Origin of the sequence: Roseibium sp. (genome assembly GCF_039982295.1) — a bacterium.
Classification (GTDB): domain Bacteria; phylum Pseudomonadota; class Alphaproteobacteria; order Rhizobiales; family Stappiaceae; genus Roseibium.
Genome location: NZ_JBDWYP010000087.1, coordinates 109419 through 126624 on the forward strand (window position 1 = coordinate 109419; position 17206 = coordinate 126624).

19 protein-coding genes and 1 tRNA gene are annotated in these 17206 nt (G+C 57.2%); 11 read left to right on the top strand and 9 right to left on the bottom strand.

Translation table 11 applies throughout. From position 1 onward, the window contains the following. Nucleotides 1-100 precede the first annotated feature (100 nt). Together ABJZ52_RS18845 and ABJZ52_RS18850 are read left to right on the top strand one after the other, a co-directional pair. Entirely contained in the window at nt 101-883 is a 783-nt protein-coding gene (locus ABJZ52_RS18845) for a 3-hydroxybutyrate dehydrogenase (RefSeq protein ID WP_289035197.1), read from the top strand. A gap of 36 nt (nt 884-919) precedes the next feature. After that, complete coding sequence (locus ABJZ52_RS18850) at nt 920-1939, top strand: patatin-like phospholipase family protein (RefSeq protein ID WP_348188534.1); 1020 nt, start codon at nt 920-922, stop codon at nt 1937-1939. Nucleotides 1940-2231: 292 nt separating this feature from the next. Here the strand turns inward: ABJZ52_RS18850 and ABJZ52_RS18855 are convergent, their stop codons facing one another. Further along, nucleotides 2232-2666, bottom strand: a complete 435-nt coding sequence (locus ABJZ52_RS18855; protein ID WP_192109771.1) for a L,D-transpeptidase — start codon at nt 2664-2666, stop codon at nt 2232-2234. A gap of 169 nt (nt 2667-2835) precedes the next feature. On the opposite strand from ABJZ52_RS18855, the gene ABJZ52_RS18860 reads away from it, so the two are divergent. Continuing rightward, nucleotides 2836-3666, top strand: coding sequence for a pentapeptide repeat-containing protein (locus ABJZ52_RS18860; protein ID WP_348188533.1), 831 nt, complete (start codon nt 2836-2838; stop codon nt 3664-3666). A gap of 69 nt (nt 3667-3735) precedes the next feature. On the opposite strand, the gene ABJZ52_RS18865 is transcribed toward ABJZ52_RS18860, so the two are convergent. After that, complete coding sequence (locus ABJZ52_RS18865; protein WP_192109773.1) at nt 3736-4539, bottom strand: MipA/OmpV family protein; 804 nt, start codon at nt 4537-4539, stop codon at nt 3736-3738. A 244-nt stretch (nt 4540-4783) separates the two neighbouring features. On the opposite strand from ABJZ52_RS18865, the gene ABJZ52_RS18870 reads away from it, so the two are divergent. Together ABJZ52_RS18870 and ABJZ52_RS18875 are read left to right on the top strand one after the other, a co-directional pair. After that, a complete protein-coding gene (locus ABJZ52_RS18870) occupies nt 4784-5074 on the top strand; it encodes a YggT family protein (protein WP_153771422.1) in 291 nt (96 codons plus the stop codon). A 23-nt stretch (nt 5075-5097) separates the two neighbouring features. Further along, the gene (locus ABJZ52_RS18875) at nt 5098-5412 is read left to right on the top strand and encodes a DUF167 family protein (RefSeq protein WP_348188532.1); all 315 of its coding nucleotides are present in this window, start codon (nt 5098-5100) and stop codon (nt 5410-5412) included. A gap of 18 nt (nt 5413-5430) precedes the next feature. On the opposite strand, the gene ABJZ52_RS18880 is transcribed toward ABJZ52_RS18875, so the two are convergent. From ABJZ52_RS18880 to ABJZ52_RS18895, 4 genes are all read right to left on the bottom strand, one after another. Then, on the bottom strand, nt 5431-5637 hold the full coding sequence (locus ABJZ52_RS18880; protein ID WP_348188530.1) for a Trm112 family protein: 207 nt from the start codon (nt 5635-5637) through the stop codon (nt 5431-5433). Between the two features lie 26 nt (nt 5638-5663). After that, the gene (locus ABJZ52_RS18885) at nt 5664-6341 is read right to left on the bottom strand and encodes an LON peptidase substrate-binding domain-containing protein (RefSeq protein ID WP_348188528.1); all 678 of its coding nucleotides are present in this window, start codon (nt 6339-6341) and stop codon (nt 5664-5666) included. Between the two features lie 82 nt (nt 6342-6423). After that, nucleotides 6424-7410, bottom strand: coding sequence for a thioredoxin (gene trxA, locus ABJZ52_RS18890; RefSeq protein WP_348188526.1), 987 nt, complete (start codon nt 7408-7410; stop codon nt 6424-6426). A gap of 110 nt (nt 7411-7520) precedes the next feature. Then, on the bottom strand, nt 7521-8042 hold the full coding sequence (locus ABJZ52_RS18895; protein WP_348188524.1) for a prolyl-tRNA synthetase associated domain-containing protein: 522 nt from the start codon (nt 8040-8042) through the stop codon (nt 7521-7523). A 275-nt stretch (nt 8043-8317) separates the two neighbouring features. Between ABJZ52_RS18895 and ABJZ52_RS18900 the strand changes: the two genes are divergently transcribed. The 5 genes from ABJZ52_RS18900 (at nt 8318) to ABJZ52_RS18920 (ending at nt 12369) form a co-directional block, all read left to right on the top strand. Next, a tRNA-Gly gene (locus ABJZ52_RS18900) sits at nt 8318-8392 on the top strand. A 191-nt stretch (nt 8393-8583) separates the two neighbouring features. Then, the gene (locus ABJZ52_RS18905) at nt 8584-9072 is read left to right on the top strand and encodes a hypothetical protein (protein WP_348188522.1); all 489 of its coding nucleotides are present in this window, start codon (nt 8584-8586) and stop codon (nt 9070-9072) included. A gap of 179 nt (nt 9073-9251) precedes the next feature. Next, a complete protein-coding gene (locus ABJZ52_RS18910) occupies nt 9252-9653 on the top strand; it encodes a YchJ family metal-binding protein (RefSeq protein WP_348188520.1) in 402 nt (133 codons plus the stop codon). Nucleotides 9654-9832: 179 nt separating this feature from the next. Then, complete coding sequence (locus ABJZ52_RS18915; RefSeq protein ID WP_348188518.1) at nt 9833-11215, top strand: lipopolysaccharide biosynthesis protein; 1383 nt, start codon at nt 9833-9835, stop codon at nt 11213-11215. Then, a complete protein-coding gene (locus ABJZ52_RS18920; protein WP_348188516.1) occupies nt 11212-12369 on the top strand; it encodes a GNAT family N-acetyltransferase in 1158 nt (385 codons plus the stop codon). The genes ABJZ52_RS18915 and ABJZ52_RS18920 overlap by 4 nt, the downstream gene beginning before the upstream one ends. Nucleotides 12370-12390: 21 nt before the next feature. On the opposite strand, the gene ABJZ52_RS18925 is transcribed toward ABJZ52_RS18920, so the two are convergent. After that, a complete protein-coding gene (locus tag ABJZ52_RS18925) occupies nt 12391-14031 on the bottom strand; it encodes an AMP-binding protein (protein WP_348188514.1) in 1641 nt (546 codons plus the stop codon). A 166-nt stretch (nt 14032-14197) separates the two neighbouring features. Beyond that, nucleotides 14198-14674, bottom strand: coding sequence for a DUF2867 domain-containing protein (locus ABJZ52_RS18930; protein ID WP_348188512.1), 477 nt, complete (start codon nt 14672-14674; stop codon nt 14198-14200). 219 nt (nt 14675-14893) lie between these two features. Here ABJZ52_RS18930 and ABJZ52_RS18935 point away from each other — a divergent pair, with 219 nt between their 5' ends. Continuing rightward, nucleotides 14894-15703 (top strand): lytic murein transglycosylase, encoded by an 810-nt coding sequence (locus tag ABJZ52_RS18935; protein WP_348188510.1) that lies wholly within the window; start codon nt 14894-14896, stop codon nt 15701-15703. A gap of 13 nt (nt 15704-15716) precedes the next feature. Here ABJZ52_RS18935 and ABJZ52_RS18940 read toward each other — a convergent pair whose 3' ends face one another. Further along, complete coding sequence (locus ABJZ52_RS18940; RefSeq protein ID WP_348188508.1) at nt 15717-16388, bottom strand: L,D-transpeptidase; 672 nt, start codon at nt 16386-16388, stop codon at nt 15717-15719. Between the last annotated feature and the right edge of the window lie 818 nt (nt 16389-17206).

Here is a 17206-nt window from a genome sequence, read left to right on the forward strand (position 1 = left end):
CACGAAAGCATCAATTTTCCATCGCCGGGCGAAAGCCCTGTTGCAGTGCAGTGAAACATCGTAAAAAGTCAGCCAAAGTTCATTTCTGGGAGCCAATCGAATGCTTGCGAACAAAACAGCTGTTGTCACCGGATCCACATCCGGAATTGGACTGGCCTGCGCCCGCGCCTTCGCCGAAGAGGGCGCCAATGTCGTGATCAACGGCCTTGGCGATGCGGATGAGATTGAAGCGACCCGCGCCGCCATCGAAAACGACTTCGGCGTTCGCTGCATCTATTCAGCCGCCAATATGCTCAAGCCCGACGAAATTGCGACCATGATCCAGAACGCCGAGAACGAACTCGGCTCGGTCGACATCCTGGTCAACAACGCCGGCATCCAGCATGTTTCGCCGGTCGATGAGTTCCCCATCGACAAGTGGGACGCGATCATCGCAATCAACCTGACCTCTGCATTCCACTCCACACGCGCCGCGCTCCCCGGCATGAAAAAGCGTGGCTGGGGCCGGATCATCAACACCGCGTCGGCTCACGCCCTTGTCGCCTCGCCCTACAAGGCCGCCTATGTTGCCGCCAAGCACGGTATTGCAGGTCTCACCAAGACCGTCGCGCTCGAAGTCGCCGAACAGGGCATCACGGTCAACGCGATCTGCCCGGCCTATGTCTGGACGCCCCTCGTGGAAAAACAGATCCCCGACACGGCCAAGGCACGCGGCATAACCGAGGAAGAGGTCAAGCGGGACGTTCTCCTGAAGGCCCAGCCGACCAAGCAATTCGTGACGGTTGAACAGGTCGCCGGCTTTGCGGTCTTCCTGTGCACCGACACAGCGTCTTCCATCACAGGATCTATCCTGCCAATCGACGCGGGCTGGACTGCGCAGTAGCGCGATCCACAAAGCCTGACAGCACAAGGAAACACCATGGCATCGCCAGCTCCCAAGCGGATCAATCTCGCCCTACAGGGCGGCGGTGCTCACGGTGCCTTCACCTGGGGCGTTCTCGACTGGCTGCTGGAGGACAACCGCTTCCACATTGACGGGCTGACCGGAACGTCTGCCGGCGCAATGAATGCGGTGGTCCTGGCCAGCGGCTTTCAGGAAAACGGTGCGGAAGGTGCCCGCGAGAAACTGGATCAATTCTGGTGGGAAGTCAGCCAGCAGGCCTTCCTGAGCCCGATCAAGCGCTCGCCGATCGATGTCGCCATGGGTCAATGGAGCCTCGACTTCTCACCGAGCTATCTCGCCTTTGATCTCATGTCGCGGTTTTCCTCGCCCTATGAGTTCAACCCGCTCAACATCAATCCGCTGCGCGATGTGGTCGACCGGGTCGTCGACTTTGACAGGGTCCATCAATGCCAGGGGCTCAGGCTCTTCGTGGCGGCGACCAATGTCTATTCCGGCAAGATCCGTGTCTTCAGCGAGCGCGATGTGAACCTGGACGCCGTGATGGCTTCCGCCTGTCTCCCCCATCTGTTCCAGGCGGTGGAGATCGATGGAGAGCCTTACTGGGACGGCGGCTACATGGGCAATCCGCCGCTCTATCCCCTGTTCTACAACACAGGCACCCCGGACATCGTCCTCATTCAGATCAATCCGGTCGAGCGGCGGGAGACGCCGAAAACCGCCCGCGAGATTCTCAACCGCGTCAACGAGATCACTTTCAACTCGACCCTGCTCCGCGAGCTTCGTGCGGTCGATTTCGTCAGCCGTCTGATTGAGGATGAAAAGCTCTCGGCCGAGCAGTACATGAAGGTTCATGTCCACCGGATCACGGCCGACGAGCTCAAGCCCTTGCAGGCATCGTCGAAGGTCAATGCCGAATGGGCGTTTCTGACGGAGCTGAAGAGCATTGGCCGCAACGCGGCTGAGAGCTGGGTCGACCAGAATTTCGCTGCGGTCGGAAGTCACTCGACGGTCAATCTCCGTCAGGAATTAATTTAACGTCTCTCAACTGATGTTAACCGCCATTAAGCCACCCCTCGCAAGCCGCCTCGCATTTTGCGACGCAGGGGTGGTTATCAAAACCTGAAGACAATCAACATCCTGCCATTCCTCGGCATCGCGGCACAAGATCATGACGAAATGGACCGGCAATCAAGTTGGCAAGCCTCTTGCGATAGCAGTGGCATGCTGATTGTCAGGTTGTGCGTCGTCAGCAAAGTGGATGGAAGGAACGGGCACCTGCGACCCCGCCCGTTTCTTCCCTCCAACCTTTTCCCAAGCGTCCAAAGCCCTAGCGGGTAATCACGATTTTCGCGTTCTTCTTGCCGTTTTTGGCGATGAGCGAGAAAAGCCGCTTTGCGTTGTCCGGATGCAACCGTACACACCCGTGCGATGCCGGGCTTCCCAGCTTCTTGATCGCCGTGGTGCCGTGAATGGCGTAGCCATGATAGAAAAAGACCGAATGGGGCATCGGGGAATTGTGATATTTTTTCGAGAAGTACCGCTCGTGCATTCGCCCAGGCTTGAAGGTTCCGATCGGCGTGCGATAGCCGCTGCGGGCCGTCGACACCGGCCACGAATGGCGCGGAAAGCCGTTGATGTAGACCCTCATCCGCTGGTCAGAAAGATCAATCTTGGCAACGACAGAGCCCGCATGAGCGGATGAAAACGAGGAAACCGGCAAGATGGCGAGACTGCCAAGAAGCAGAATAAAGATAAAACGCATACTAAAACCCCCACTTATGCAAAGAGCCTAGCATGACACCTGGCGCAAGACTATCTGACAGACATCTGTCGCAAGGTTAGGGTAAATTTGGATTTTTGACATAAAAGCTCTTTATGCCTTGGCAGGCAGCACCCAGATAAAGATTACGGAAACCCGCGAGGAGCGAACCATGATGCAGTCAAACGCCAGCATACGAGCCTTGGCATCGGCTTTGGGCCTTTGGCTTCCGCTTGCGACTCTCCTGGCTGTGACACCCGCCGCCGCGCAAAGTCTTGACGACATCGTCGCGCAAAATGGATGTCCGGACTGTGATCTGCGCCTGCGCGAATTGCGGGGCCTGGAGATCACGGGCGGCAATTTCGACGAGACCATTCTGCGGGAAGCCGACATGAAGGAAGTCGTCATCATCGAAAGCAGCTTCCGCGAGGCCGATTTCCGGCGCGCTGAAGTGGAACGGGCCAAGCTCCACTATGGCGATTTCACCGAAGCCTCGATGCGCTCCGTCGATCTCGAAAAGGCAACGCTCATCGGCGCCAAGTTTTTCAAGGCCGACCTGCGCGACGCCGACCTCAATGAAGCCTCGCTGTCAGGCGCCGATTTCACCCAGGTCGACATGCGCAACGCCAGCATGATCCGCTGTGACGCCTCGAACGCGATTTTTCACGGCGCCAAGATGGACCAGGTCGACCTTGAGCGGACCAATCTGACCGGTGCGGATTTTTCCGAAGCCCGTCTCAAGTATTCGGATCTGGATCGGGTCTTCGCGCGGGGGGCAAACTTCAAGGACGCAGACCTGACCGGAGTCCGGCTCTCGAGTGCCGATCTCACCGACGCAGACCTGTCGGGCGCCGACTTGAGCGGCGCACTTCTGCGGCGCACCCGTTTGGCCGGGGCAAATCTGTCGGGTGTCTCCGGGTTGACGCAAGAGCGCATCATCGGCGCTTGCGGCGACGACAAGACGGTTCTTCCCTACGGCATCACCCTCGAGCCCTGCACCTGATACAAAAAAGGCGCGTCCCCTGGACGCGCCTTTGATCTGTCAAATCGGCAAAGAAGCTGCCGGACGATCCTACTTGAAGAGATCGAAAGAGAACTTGTAGCTGACGCCCATGCCGATCCGGAACTGATCCTTGGAGCCCTGATCCGTGATCGGGCTATCGGCCGCATCACCGATCAGACGGTCATAGCCAGCCTGCAGGTGCAAACGGGTGGTGTCGTTCCAATCGTAACTGCCGCGCGCGGAGATGCCGACTGACTTGAAGCCGGCGCTTGCGTTATAGGCCGAAAGCTTGCCGCCGCTTGCCGTTGCTTCTGACGACGTCACGCCGAAGTAGGTGTCCATATATTCGCCGGATGCGAAGGACGCGCGTGGTCCGATGCTGAACTCAAACCGGTCTGTCGGATAGATGATACCATCCAGACCGAGCTGTCCGACCTGGCCAGTGTGTCCGTTGATGCCCTGACGCAGCTCACCGAAGACCCGGAAATGCTCCGTGCGATAGCCACCGCCGAGGCCGAGCTCAAGCGCCCAGTCAACATCCTTGGTGCCTGCAAGATCCTTGGCATCATCGGAACTGCGTTCACCGACAAAACCGAAGGACGGGAAGAAGAAGATACCGGACTTGCGCCGACCATCGACCACCTGTCCAAGGCCCGGGACATAGAACCGGCCAACCGAAATAATCGGGAAAGGCGCGACCAGATAGGATTCAGAGGAAGAAAACCGCGGCTTGACCATCGCGCCGATACCGAGGTCGATCTCGAACTGCCGCTGACGCTCTGGTGCACCTGTCGAAAGGTCCTGAGCCGAAACACTGCCTGCAGCGACGCTCGCGCAAAGCAGCAGTCCGAAGCGCTTAAGTACTGATGTCATCAAGGGACTCACATTCAGATGGTTCGAATTTGAGGTCACCATATCACGCCAACTGTAAAAAAAGCCTCGCCTCACGATCTTTCTATCGCTCTGTGTCATTTCCGCATCTCACGGACAAGCTCCTGCAAAAACTGGCAAATTCACCAAGTTCGGGGCTTGAGACAAGCTTCGCCTTGCAGTTGGCGGGCGGGAAAGCTACATGAATTGCCTAACACGACCTCTGACAGGCTACGGGCGGTTCCTGATGCAAGCTATTCTCGACGTTGTTCTCCTGGTGTTGAACCTCTACACCTACGTGATCATCGCCAGCGCGATCTTCTCCTGGCTTTACGCCTTCAACATCGTGAACTCGAGCAACCAGGTCATCGCGACCATTGGTCAGACCCTCTATAATCTGACCGAGCCGGCCTTGCGTCCGATCCGGCGTGTGATGCCGAACCTGGGTGGTGTCGATCTTTCGCCGATCGCCCTGCTGCTCGGCATCTTCCTGATCCAGAACATCATCGTCCGCTACATCTATCCCAACGTCTTTTAAGCTTGTCCGACGGAGACAGCCCGTTGCCCTGGAAACAGACCGGCGACGGACTGATGCTGACCGTTCGGCTGACGCCCAAGGCGGCACGCGATACGCTGGACAGGATTGAAGTGCTCGCGGATGGCCGAGCCGCGCTCAAGGCCTATGTGCGCGCCGTTCCCGAAAAGGGCGGCGCCAACGCTGCCCTCGTCAAGCTGATTTCCAAGACTCTCAAGCTGCCCAAATCCGCGGTCTCGCTCGAGACCGGAGCCACCGTCCGCTTGAAGACCTTGCGTCTTGAAGGAAACGTCGCTGAGCTTTCCGGCAGGCTCACCGAACTGCTGTCCGGCAAGCGCTGAGAACCAGCCCCGCCTGGATCAGGCCTCCAGAGGCCGGGCCTCTTCCGCCAGCATGATCGGGATGCCGTTGCGGATTGGATAGGCGAGCTTTGCCGCGCGCGAGATCAGCTCCTGATGCTCTTCATCATACTCCAGCGTCGTCTTTGTCACCGGACAGACGAGAAGCTCCAACAATTTGCGGTCGACTTTGCGATCAACGGGCTGGGCAGGTTCAGTGTCGGCCATGCCGAAAACTCCATTAGGGCAATAGGTTATTGCAACGTGGTGCTGCCGTCATTTTGCGTTCGGGCCAGATCCATCTCGGTGATCGCAATCAGGGTTTCGGCACGCATCTTGAGATCACGCGCTTCCAGAAGCGCCTGTTTTTCCTGAGGGCCATAGGGGCACATCATGCAAAGCGCATTGACCAGGACTTCGGTCTCGGCCTCTGAAACGCTCTCCCAGTCCGCCTCCATGTTGTTGGCATCGAGATAGTCCCTCAACGCCTTGAGAAGACTGTTCCGGTCGACCTCTTCTTCGCCGACACCGGACTGAAGGTCCTGCGCGAAAGGCGCAAAATCGGCTTCCGCCTGGCGAAACGCGGTGATCGCATCCACCTCGCGTCCGACGGCAAAACGCATCACCCCCTGGAGGGTGATCAGATAGCGGCCATCGCCCGATTCCTGAAAGCTGGTCAACCGCCCGACGCAGCCGATCCGCGCCAGAACGGGCACATCGTCGTCCTGCTGTCCAAGCGCAGGTTCCGGTTGAACCATGCCAATCAACCGGTTGCCCGCGAGCGCCGCATCGATCATGTCGATGTAGCGCGGCTCAAAGATGTTCAAAGGCAGCTGGGTGCGCGGCAGCAGCAGCGCGCCCGAAAGGGGGAAAACGGGCAAAACCGGCGGCAAATCCGCAATCATTTCATAAATGGCATTTCCCGCCTGCATTCACTCGTCCTTTGTCTGCTTGATGACCCAAAGCTCGTTGACACGCGCCTACAACCTTATGTGTGGCGCAGCATTGGCCGGGTCAAGAAAACAGAACGGCCGACAGCTTGCGCCGCCCGTAGGCGGACGCCGGTTCCTTGAAACCCCAGGCTTCGAAGAACTGCAGAAGCTGCTTGCGCGCGCCGTCTTCGTTCCACTCACGGTCGCGGCGGACGATTTCAATCAGCTGATCAACCGCGCCGTTCTTGTCACCTTTGCCATTCAGGCCAAGTGCCAGATCGAAACGGGCCTGAAGATCCAGAGGATCCTTGTCGATGCGAGCCTGCAGCTCCGCCAGATCGCCAAGGGCTTTGGCCTGTTCTGCCAATTCAAGAGCAGCTTTTGCCGCGACATAGGCAGGGTCGTCCTGTTTGTCTTCCGGCACCATTTCCAGAGCCTGCGCCGCCCGCTCGGTCTCGTCTGCGCCAAGGTAGCATTGAGCCAGCCCGCAGATTGCCTGCACATTGTCCGGCTCTGCCTGCATGACAGCCCCGAAAAGCTGGGCTGCCTGGCCAAAATCCTTCATCTCCAGAAGACCGGCTGCCTGCTCGAGAAACGCCTCAGTCTGGCTGACCGGTGCCTGACCACCAAGCTTTTCGATAAAGGCCTTCACTTCGCTGTCAGACTTGGCGCCCATGAAACCGTCAACCGGCTGGCCGTCCTTGAACGCAATCACAGCCGGGATGGACTGGATACCGAGCTGTCCGGCGATCTCCGGATGGTCATCGATGTTCATCTTGGCAAGCCTGACAGCTCCACCGGCAGCCTTTACAGCACCTTCGATCACGGGCGTCAGCTGCTTGCATGGCCCGCACCAGGGTGCCCAGAAATCAACGAGGATCGGCTGGCTCCGCGAGGCCTCCATGACGTCTTGCATGAAGTTCTGCGTGGTCACATCGAAGACAAGGTCGCCACCTCCAGCCGGACCATTTCCACCGCCGCCACCGTTACCGCCGTAACCGCTGCCGCCCATGCTGCCGCCAAAACCGGCACCAACCTGTCCGCCCATTGAGTAATTGCCAGTGCTCATTCGAATCTGCCCCTGATTTCAGGCGTGTCTCGCTCAACCGAAGACCGCATTGTCCCGCGCGATGCGCGCGGGCTGTCATTTGCGCCTAACATGGCGTCGACGGAGATGAATTACAAACCCAGTTCCTGCGCCTCTGCGCTCACCGCAAGCACCTGGGGCGAATGTCCACATGCTTTGGCAAACTTCAAAAGATCTTCGCGCGCGATCGAGGTCGTCGCGTCATTTAGCAGCGGGTGATAATTGAGCACATTGTGCTGCATCATGGCGGCATCAAAAATCGGCGTCACGTTCTGATCCTCCCGATCATTGATCAGCGAAAAGGGCGTGACAGATCCTGGCGCCACACCGAGCGTCTCCATCAGGAGATCCGCATTGCCGAAGGACACCCGGCCTTGTGCGCCGATGATCTGGTGGATCTTTTTCAGGTCGATCGTCGCATCATGAAGCGCGACCACCAGGAAGAGGCGTCCCTTCTTGTCTTTCAAAAAGAGATTTTTTGTGTGGCCTCCGGGAATGCGCTCATGCAGATCGCCAGATTCCGCCACAGTGAAGACTGGCTGATGATCGAGTGTCTTCACCTGGATCCCGTGAGCGGTAAAAAAATCCATCAGATCGTTGCGGCTTGTCGGCATGAAATTGTGACCCTGTTCCTAGCTCAACAGGACCGATCTAGCCCGAACTCCCCCCAAAACTCAAGGCCGGAATTCCCTCTCAAGTCCCGGAATTCCTTGATTTTCAAACAGCTTTCCCCGGCGATTATCCACAACGCGTGTGCATAAAATTTTTGCTGTAATTTGTCTGTTGCAATCCATCTCTTCATGGTCCATATACTGCGCACCTCGCTGATACAGGGGCCTTCGGGAACCTCGAAAGTCTGGATTACAGACTGAGCAGTTCAGCAAAAAATGCGGGTGTAGCTCAGGGGTAGAGCACAACCTTGCCAAGGTTGGGGTCGAGGGTTCGAATCCCTTCGCCCGCTCCAAATTTCGCCAAATGGCGCATGGGCCGACGATCTCAAGATCGTCGGCCTTTTTGGTTTTCGATCCCTACTGCTTCGCAAGTCTTCATTTACCGTAATGGGAAACTGCTCGGTAAAAACGCCGAGGCTTAAACCACAGGGAAAGGCCTTGCACTGATCATGTCCGTGTTTCAGCCTGGTGGGAGAAGCCTCGCATGTTCGCGCTTAAGCGTCCTATTTCACTTGTTATTGTCCTGTTCTGGTTCAGTTTCTGGTTTCTGAATGCCCTGGACAAGATCCTCGCGCGGAAAGACCTCGGCAGCTTCCGCTGGTGGGGCAACGATCGCATTGAGAAATTCACGATGTATTTCGATCGGCTCTCGATCGATGCCGCGCATGTCTATCCGACCTTGATGTTTGCCGGCATTGTCGAATTTGCCGTCGCGCTGCCCTTCCTCTATGCCGGCTACCATCTTGCCAAGGGAAAACCTGGTGCAGCAAGGCTCGCCGATCTTGCGATTGCCCTCTCCATTATAATCTTCCTCGGCTTTGCGATTTTCGATGTCATCGTGGGTGACCGGGCCGAACTTCTGGAACACTCAACCTATGTCGGCGTGCTGTTGATCTCGTTCCTCGCCATTGCGGCCGAGATGTTCTTCAACCATTTGCGCCGCCTCACGCAGGAAGAAAACGTAGAGGCGTAGTGGCCTGGCGCACGTTGACCAGACGCAACACACGCCAAGCCCCCCCGCATCCAGCTCGATCAGGCAGGGCGCAGAGCCGAGAGCTGTGACGGTCAGTCACCAAGACCAAGTCATAGCCTGCACCTGCACAGGGTGATAGGACACAACAAGTCACTACTTCTGCGAACGAGCTCGCTGCCATGACCTCAAATGCCTGCCCCTGCGGCTCCGGAAAACCCTTTGAGCTATGCTGCGAGGGTTTTCTCACCGGCCGTGCAAAACCTGAAACTGCGGAAGAATTAATGCGCTCGCGCTACAGTGCCTATGTTCGCGAGAATATCGCTTATCTGAAGGAAACGCTTTGGCCGAAGTTCCAACCGTCCTTTGATTTTGCGGCAACCGCGAAATGGGCATCAGAAAGCCACTGGACCGGCCTCAAGGTTGTCGGAAGTACGAAAGGTGCGGCCAATGACCGGGAGGGAACAGTGCTTTTCGAGGCAAGCTACCTTTCAGGCGGCAAGCTGATCACCCATCGTGAAAACAGCCTGTTCCGGAAAAAGTCCGGACGCTGGTACTACGTCGAAGCAGTTCCAACACCCTGACGGAATACCCAGGTCCGTCGATTTGGCGGGAACCAGTATTCAGGACACCTGAAGCCGCAAAAATACTCGTAAGCCTGGGCTGAACAGCGGCAACACACGCAGATGTCATCATAAGGCGACGGAATGTTAAATCCCTCATGCGATAACCATGCGGCATTTTAACTTGGGGATTTTTCCGGTTGCGTCTTTTCACCGAGACATGGACACAGCATTTGCGGCCGCTTGGTACGCTGTTTGATCGTTTGCGCGCCCTTCTTGATGGCGGCGCTTCGCGCATGGCGCTTTCGACATTCGCAATCAGAGTTGCAGGCGCGGCCCTGGCTTTTCTGTCGCAAATCATGCTCGCTCGATTGATGGGCGCCCACGAATACGGCATCTACTCACTCGCTTGGACCTGGATCATCGTTCTCGGCATTTTCGCTTGTATCGGCTTTTCCTCCTCCCCCAATCGCTTCATCCCCGAGTACACACAAAACGGCGATCTGGCGCGCCTGCGCGGGTTCTTGAAAGCAAGCCGTCTCAGCGCCCTAATTGCCGGGTTTGTACTGGCCGCGCTGGGGATGGTGACCGTTCAACTTCTCAGCCCTGTGATTGAGCCCTATTACGTCTGGCCACTTACCATCATTTTCCTGGCCCTGCCGCTCTTTGCCCTGGGCGGCGTGCAGGACGGCATCGCACGCAGCTACGACTGGTCCTCACTTGCGATGCTGCCGACCTATATCTGGCGACCACTTGCGATCCTAGCTCTGATACTCGCGCTGATTTTTTCGGGCGAACCGGCAAACGCACTCACGGCCGCAGCCGCGGCGATCGCAGCCACTTGGGTTGTCGCATTTTATCAGCTGTTCATGCTGAACAGGCGCCTTGGCGATCAAGTGTCTCCCGGCCCGCGCAAGATCGAACTGAATAGTTGGCTCGCAATCTCATTGCCAATGCTTCTGGTCGAAGGCTTCCTGCAGCTGATCACCAGTGCTGACGTCATCATGGTGAGCTTCTGGCACAGCCCGGAAGAGGTCGGCGTCTACTTTGCCGCATCCAAAACACTCGCATTGGTGCATTTCGTGTATTTTGCAGTCCGCGCGGCGTCGGCTCACCGGTTCTCGAAGTTCATCCATTCCGATGATCGCGAGGGCCTCGCTGCCTATGTCCAACAAGCCTCCTTCTGGACGTTCTGGCCATCCCTGGCAGCGGGCCTCGGTTTGCTGCTGATAGCGCCACTTTTGCTCAGTCTGTTTGGCAAAGGTTTCGAAGCCGGTTACCCGCTGATTGCCGTGCTGCTCATTGGCGTTCTCGCCCGTGCCTCCGTTGGCCCTGCGGACGCCCTTTTGACAATGACTGGCCAGCAGAAAAGCTGCGCCAAGATCTACGCAGCAACCTTTGCCATCAATGTCCTGCTCAACATTCTTCTGATACCCTGGCTCGGTCTCACCGGCGCGGCACTCGCGACAAGCCTTTCTATAGTTTTCGAGGCAGTAAGCCTCGCCTCCACCGCACATCGAAAGCTGCAAGTTCGAACATTTGTCCTGCCCTGGAAGGCCATACCGGGCGGTGCGCGACCGTGATCCATGAACCCGCAGATGCGTCCGGTCACAGCCCTTTGGTAGAAGATGCTCTAGAGCCTCTGGTTCTGGACCCCTGCACTGTTGGTGGCAACCTGGATGCATGGCGGAAGCTCTCAACGAACGCTCTCGATCCGAACCCGTTCTTCGGTCCCGATTTTCTCATTCCCTTTCTGGAAAACACCGGCAAGTCGGGTGTTCGCCTGTTCGTCATCCGATGCGGCAAGACCGGAGACTGGCTTATGGCCGCGCCGATGGGCCGCCGAAGACTTGGCCTCGTCGTTTCGGCCGCAAGCAGCTGGGCCACTGAGTATGGGCCTCTTGGCACGCCGCTTCTTTCTGTCGAGGCCCCAAAGAATGTTCCAGCCGCTTTTCTCGCCCTGACGGCGGAAAAAACCCGTCGGCCCCTGATTGCATTTCCTTATCTCCCGTTCGAGAGCGCAACCACGCGAGCGATCGAGAACACCGGAGACTGGAGTTTCCGTCGCGGGCCGGTTTCCATGCGTGCAAGCCATGCTGCTGGAGCGGAAGGTGAAGCGCAGTTTGCCAGGGCCTTCAGCGGCAAAAGACGCAAGGAGCTCCCTCGCCTGATCCGGCGGTTATCCCGGGAAGGCAAGGTTCAGCTTGAAAGCCACAGCGGCGGCGAGGTGCCCCGACACTTCGAGAAATTTCTCCAGCTTGAAGCATCCGGCTGGAAGGGAACACGCGGGACCGCGCTGATCAGCCACCAGAACACGGTAAGATTCGCGCGCGAGATGATAGCGAAGCTCGCGGCATCCGGCAGGGTCCGCATCGACACCATTAGCGTCGCCGGAAAGCCGATCGCCATGCTGATCATCATGCTCGACTCAGGCAGGGCCTTTTCGTGGAAAATCGCTTTTGACGAAACCTATGCCCGGTTCTCACCCGGCGCCCAGATCACGCTCTTTGCTTTGGAACGAAACCTGCAAGATCCGGGGATTACCGGTGGCGATTCACTTGCTGTTCCAGGGCACCCGATGATCGAGCCACTTTGGCGTGGACGGCTGAGCTACGGCACGCTTCTTTGCGCTTACTCCGCTCCAGGTCATGCCCTGCAAATGGCAGCGAAGTATGACATGGCCCTGGAAGGCGGCATGCGGAAGGTGGCAAGAAAACTTCTGCGTAGAACAGACTAGGCCAGAACCTTGATTTGAGCGCTAGGCCTTGATGTCAACTTCGGCGCGCGCCTTTTCGCGCAGCTTGCGCCGGATCACCTTGCCCGTCGTCGTTATCGGCAATTCATCGACAAACTCGATTTCCCGCGGATACTCGTGAGCCGACAGACGTTGACGCACAAATGCGCGAATGTCTTCCTCCATCTCCGCTCCCGCTGTCTTGCCATCTCGCAGCACCACATAGGCCTTGACGATTTCGGTGCGCAGCGGATCCGGTTTGCCGACGGCAGCGGACAAGGCAATGGCCGGATGGGTCAAAAGGCAATCCTCGATTTCACCCGGTCCTATGCGATAGCTCGCTGACGTGATGACGTCGTCGTCACGGCCAACGAAATGCACATAGCCATCATCATCTTTCAGGCCCTGATCATTGGTCACCATCCAGTCACCGATGAACTTTTCCGTAGTAGCGTCAGGATTTTCCCAATATTCAAGGAACATGACAGGATCCGGCCGTTTCACGGCGATCTGGCCAAGCGTTTCGGGCGGCAGCACGTTGCCTTCATGGTCGATGATCGCAACCTCATGTCCCGGGACAGGTTTGCCGATCGCCCCGGATCTTGAGACGCCCGCTTCAGCGCATGACGCGAGAACGGAATTGCATTCGGTCTGACCATAGAACTCGTTGACGTGAAAACCGAATTCCTCAGAAAACCAGTCATAGGTCTCGCGGCCAAGCATTTCACCGGCAGAGCCGACACTGCGCAAATTCAGGTCGAACCGGTGCGTCGGACGATCGACTGCGCGTAACATCTTCAAAGCCGTTGGCGGAATGAAGGCATTGCGAACGCCCTCGTCTTGCATCAGCCGGAAGGCGCGCTCCGGATCAAATTTTCGAAAGCCGAAAGAAACCACCGGAACGCCCAGATGTAGAGCCGGGAACAGGGCATTGAGCAAGCCACCGGCCCAGGCCCAATCCGATGGCGTCCAGAGCAAGTCGCCCTGCCGGGGCATGAAGTTCTGCGACATCTGAATGCCTGGCAAATGCCCGAGAAGCACCCGGTGTCCATGCAGAACACCTTTCGGCTGGCCGGTGGTTCCCGACGTGTAGATCATCATCGCCGGGTCATCAGGAGACGTCCGGGCAGTCTCGAAACTGTCAGCGGCAACCTCCAGAAGCGCATCAAAGGCAAGAACGTCACTGTCCGCACCATCGACAGAGATCACCAGCTCAAGCCCTGGCACGTCGTCCCGGATCTCGGTCACCTTGGCCAGACCGGCCAGATCGGTGATCAGAGCCTTTGCGCCGGAATTCGACAGGCGGTATTTCAACGCCTCCAGCCCGAAGAGCGCCGCCAGCGGCACAGCGATGGCGCCGAGCTTGTAGATCGCCAGATGGGCAATAGCGGTCTGGGACGCCTGCGGCAGCAACAGAGCCACACGATCGCCCCGGACCACGCCCTTCGCCTTCAGCGCATTGGCGAACCGGTTGGCTGCCTCAGAAAGAGCCCGGTGGCTCCAGTTCTCGCTTGGCCCGTCGTCGCGCACATGGCGAATGGCCAGGCGATCAGGGTCCTGTGCGGCCCAGCGGTCGCTGACACTCTGCGCAATGTTGTAGTTTTCCGGGATCTGCCAGCTGAAATTGGCAAGGAGCGTTTCATAGTCTCCGGCCGCCTGAAGCATGCGGGGGTCCGTCATTCGATGAAAGGTGCCGGAGCCTAGCCCTCTGTTTGCTGCGGCGCAATAGTGCCGTCAAAGGTGCCCCATAGGGACGTTCTTGCTCTTCTTGCCCCGGTTTGTTGCAAGCTTGATAGAATTTCGCAGGCGGCGCCACAGCAACGCAGATGACTCAGCCGGCCGCCAGTTCAGATTTCAAAACGCGCCTCAAAGAATCACGCACGATCAGGATGTGAAACGGCAGGATAGCTGCGAGATAGATCCGACCACCAATGTTGTGCGGATGGACCCAGGTCGCGCAATGAACGAAACCATCTCGCGCCAGCACGCTGACGCGGAAATCCAGATGCTTGTCATTGAACCCGGCCAAAACCTCGTCGGCAGTATCCATCTCGACAGGGAAGATGCCGAGCTTGTCAGCGGCATCCGGCCCGTCGTTTGAAAGGCCAAATGGAGCGGTTACAAGCCTGCGTAACCGCAAGAGCAGTTGCGCCCAACCGGGAAACGTCACGATGATTTCAGCGGCGGGCCGTGCCTTCATGGAAGACGGGATCCTGTAACAATCGAGAAAGTCTCCATTGGCAACGTGCCGATGCAAAAGACTGTCCTGCGGAAGCTCGGCAGTACTCACACTTGCTTGCGCGTTCATCAGATACGCTCCTGTTCGTTGCGATCCTGAGACCTGGAGCTAGTTTCTCCCATAGCCCCGGTCAGGGACAGAGCATCTGGGCGCGGCACAGGCGCGCAGACAGTTTTGAACTTCTGAGCCGGCAAGCCTTAAACCGCATTTTGGATTGTCAGAGACACGTTCAATGACGTAGCGTCGGACGAGATAAATTTTATGCTCTGCTCGCGGAGAGAGGTTTTCATGCGCCTTTTGATTTTAGCGCTTTTCAGTCCGTTTCTTGTGCTCATAGCCACCCCGGCCCTTGCTGCCAGCTGCGGCAATGATGGACGAGGTTTCGACGCCTGGCGCGACGCATTCATTGAACAGTCTTCCAACTACGGCTTGAAACAGCGCGTGGTCAAATCATCCCTGCAGAATGTCACATACAACAAGAAAGTGATCCGACTCGATCGGAACCAGAAATCCTTCAAGCTCAGCTTCAACCAGTTCTACGCCAAGCGCGTGAACAACGCGATGATCCGGCGCGGCCAGAAACTGGGCAAAACCTATGCCCGTACCTTCCGTTGGGTTGAGAAGAAATATGGTGTTCCTGCGCCTGTGATACTGGCGATCTGGGGACTTGAAACAAACTACGGCGGCTTTTCCGGCAACATGTCCGTTCTTCGCTCGCTCGCGACGCTGGCCTATGACTGCCGACGCTCGAAGTTCTTCACGAACGAGCTGGTGTCGGCGCTGACCATCGTTCAGCGACGCGACATGTCTCCAGCGGAAATGAAGGGGGCATGGGCCGGCGAAATCGGGCAGACCCAGTTTCTGGCATCCTCATACGTCAAATATGCTGTCGATGGTGATCGCAATGGCAAGCGCGACCTGATCCGCTCCGTGCCCGATGTGCTGGCCTCGACGGCGAATTACCTCGCCAAACACGGCTGGCGTCGTGGTCAGGGTTGGGCGCCCGGGTCTGCCAACTACAACGTCTTGAAGAAGTGGAACAAGGCCAGCGTCTACGTTCAGACGATTTCCGTCATGGCGGAAAAAATCAGCGAGTAGTCACTCAGCGCCTTCAGCCCAGCACAACCACCTTGGCACCCAGGTCGACCCGACCGTAGAGATCGATGATGTCCTGCTGCCACATGCGGATGCAACCGCTGGAGACGTTGGTGCCAATGCTGCTGGGCGCATTGGTGCCGTGGATGCGGTAAAGCGTGTCTCGTCCGTTCTGGTAAAGATACAGACCCCGCGCGCCAATCGGATTGCGCGGACCTCCGTTCTGACCGTCCCGATATTTCTCCAGCTTCGGATCACGAGCGATCATTTCGTCGGGCGGGAACCACTTCGGCCACTCCCGCTTGAAGCCAACCACGGCTTCCCCGTTCCAGGCAAAGCCCGCCCTTCCGACGCCGATGCCATAGCGCATGGCGCGCCCACGAGGCTGAATCAGATAGAGAAATTTCTTCGCCGGGTCGACGACAATGGTCCCTTCCGGATATCGCGTCGAGTAGCGCACCTGCTGGCGCAGGAAGCGGGGATCGAAATCCTGATAGGCAATGCCCGGCAAAGAAAAGCCGCCATCTCTGAACGGAGCATAAGCGGTCGCGTAGTCCGGCAAGGGAGCGGTAGAACCAAAGCCGAAATGCGAAGAGAGCGGCGCGGTTCCCGAGCTTTTGCTCTGGCAGGCAGCCAGGATCAGCGGCAAGCCGATAACGAAACTGCGGCGACTCATTTTCGAGGCCATGGGCAGATCCTTTCAAGACGCTTTCAATGCAGGTCTTCGCGCGCGCCCTCTGAAAATAACAGGGCATCCACCCCAAAACTGCCGTTAGAAGGCAACACATTTATGGTAAATAGACTGTAAATATGGCGACTATGCTTCAATCTTCGCGATGATAGCGCCCAATGTCGGCTGGTGAAGCCGTAAGGCCGCCACTGATGGCAAGACCCATTTTCGTGTCCTGTGCCCCTCTTCCCAATCAGTGTCCGGAACAAGCAACGCGCAGAGGTAAAACCCTCCTTTCGAGTGACTTAGCATAATGCAATTTATCATTGTAAATTTATCAAGAATCTTGCATGTGTAGTGGAATTTCTTGAGACAAAAAATGGATCCAACGTGTCTGAATTGGTACCGCAAGACGTGGACAAATTACCTGAAATTACAGACGGGACAAATGACCTTCTTGTACAAGTGACAGATGCTTTAGGTGTTCCTCGCAATTCATTGCCAGATAAAAGTCAAATAGAGTACGCTTGGAATAATCTACCACGCCTACTTAGCATGATACCGCCGGAGCTCAGGGATGAGCGAATGATTCGGCTTTGCGTTTCTGTTTCAGTGGGCCTATTTGATAGTGCAATAAATTATGCGTGGAATTCGACAATTGTCGAATTACGCCAAAAAGTCGTTCGTTTTGGCCTACTGAACCGCCCCGGGTTTGCCGGAGGCTCCAACTCCTGAGTAGGATGGAGCACCATGAGCAAAACGACGAACAAGTTTTCCGCTGAAGTACGTGAACGAGCAGTCCGCCTTGTTCTGGATAATGAGAGCCAGCACGGGTC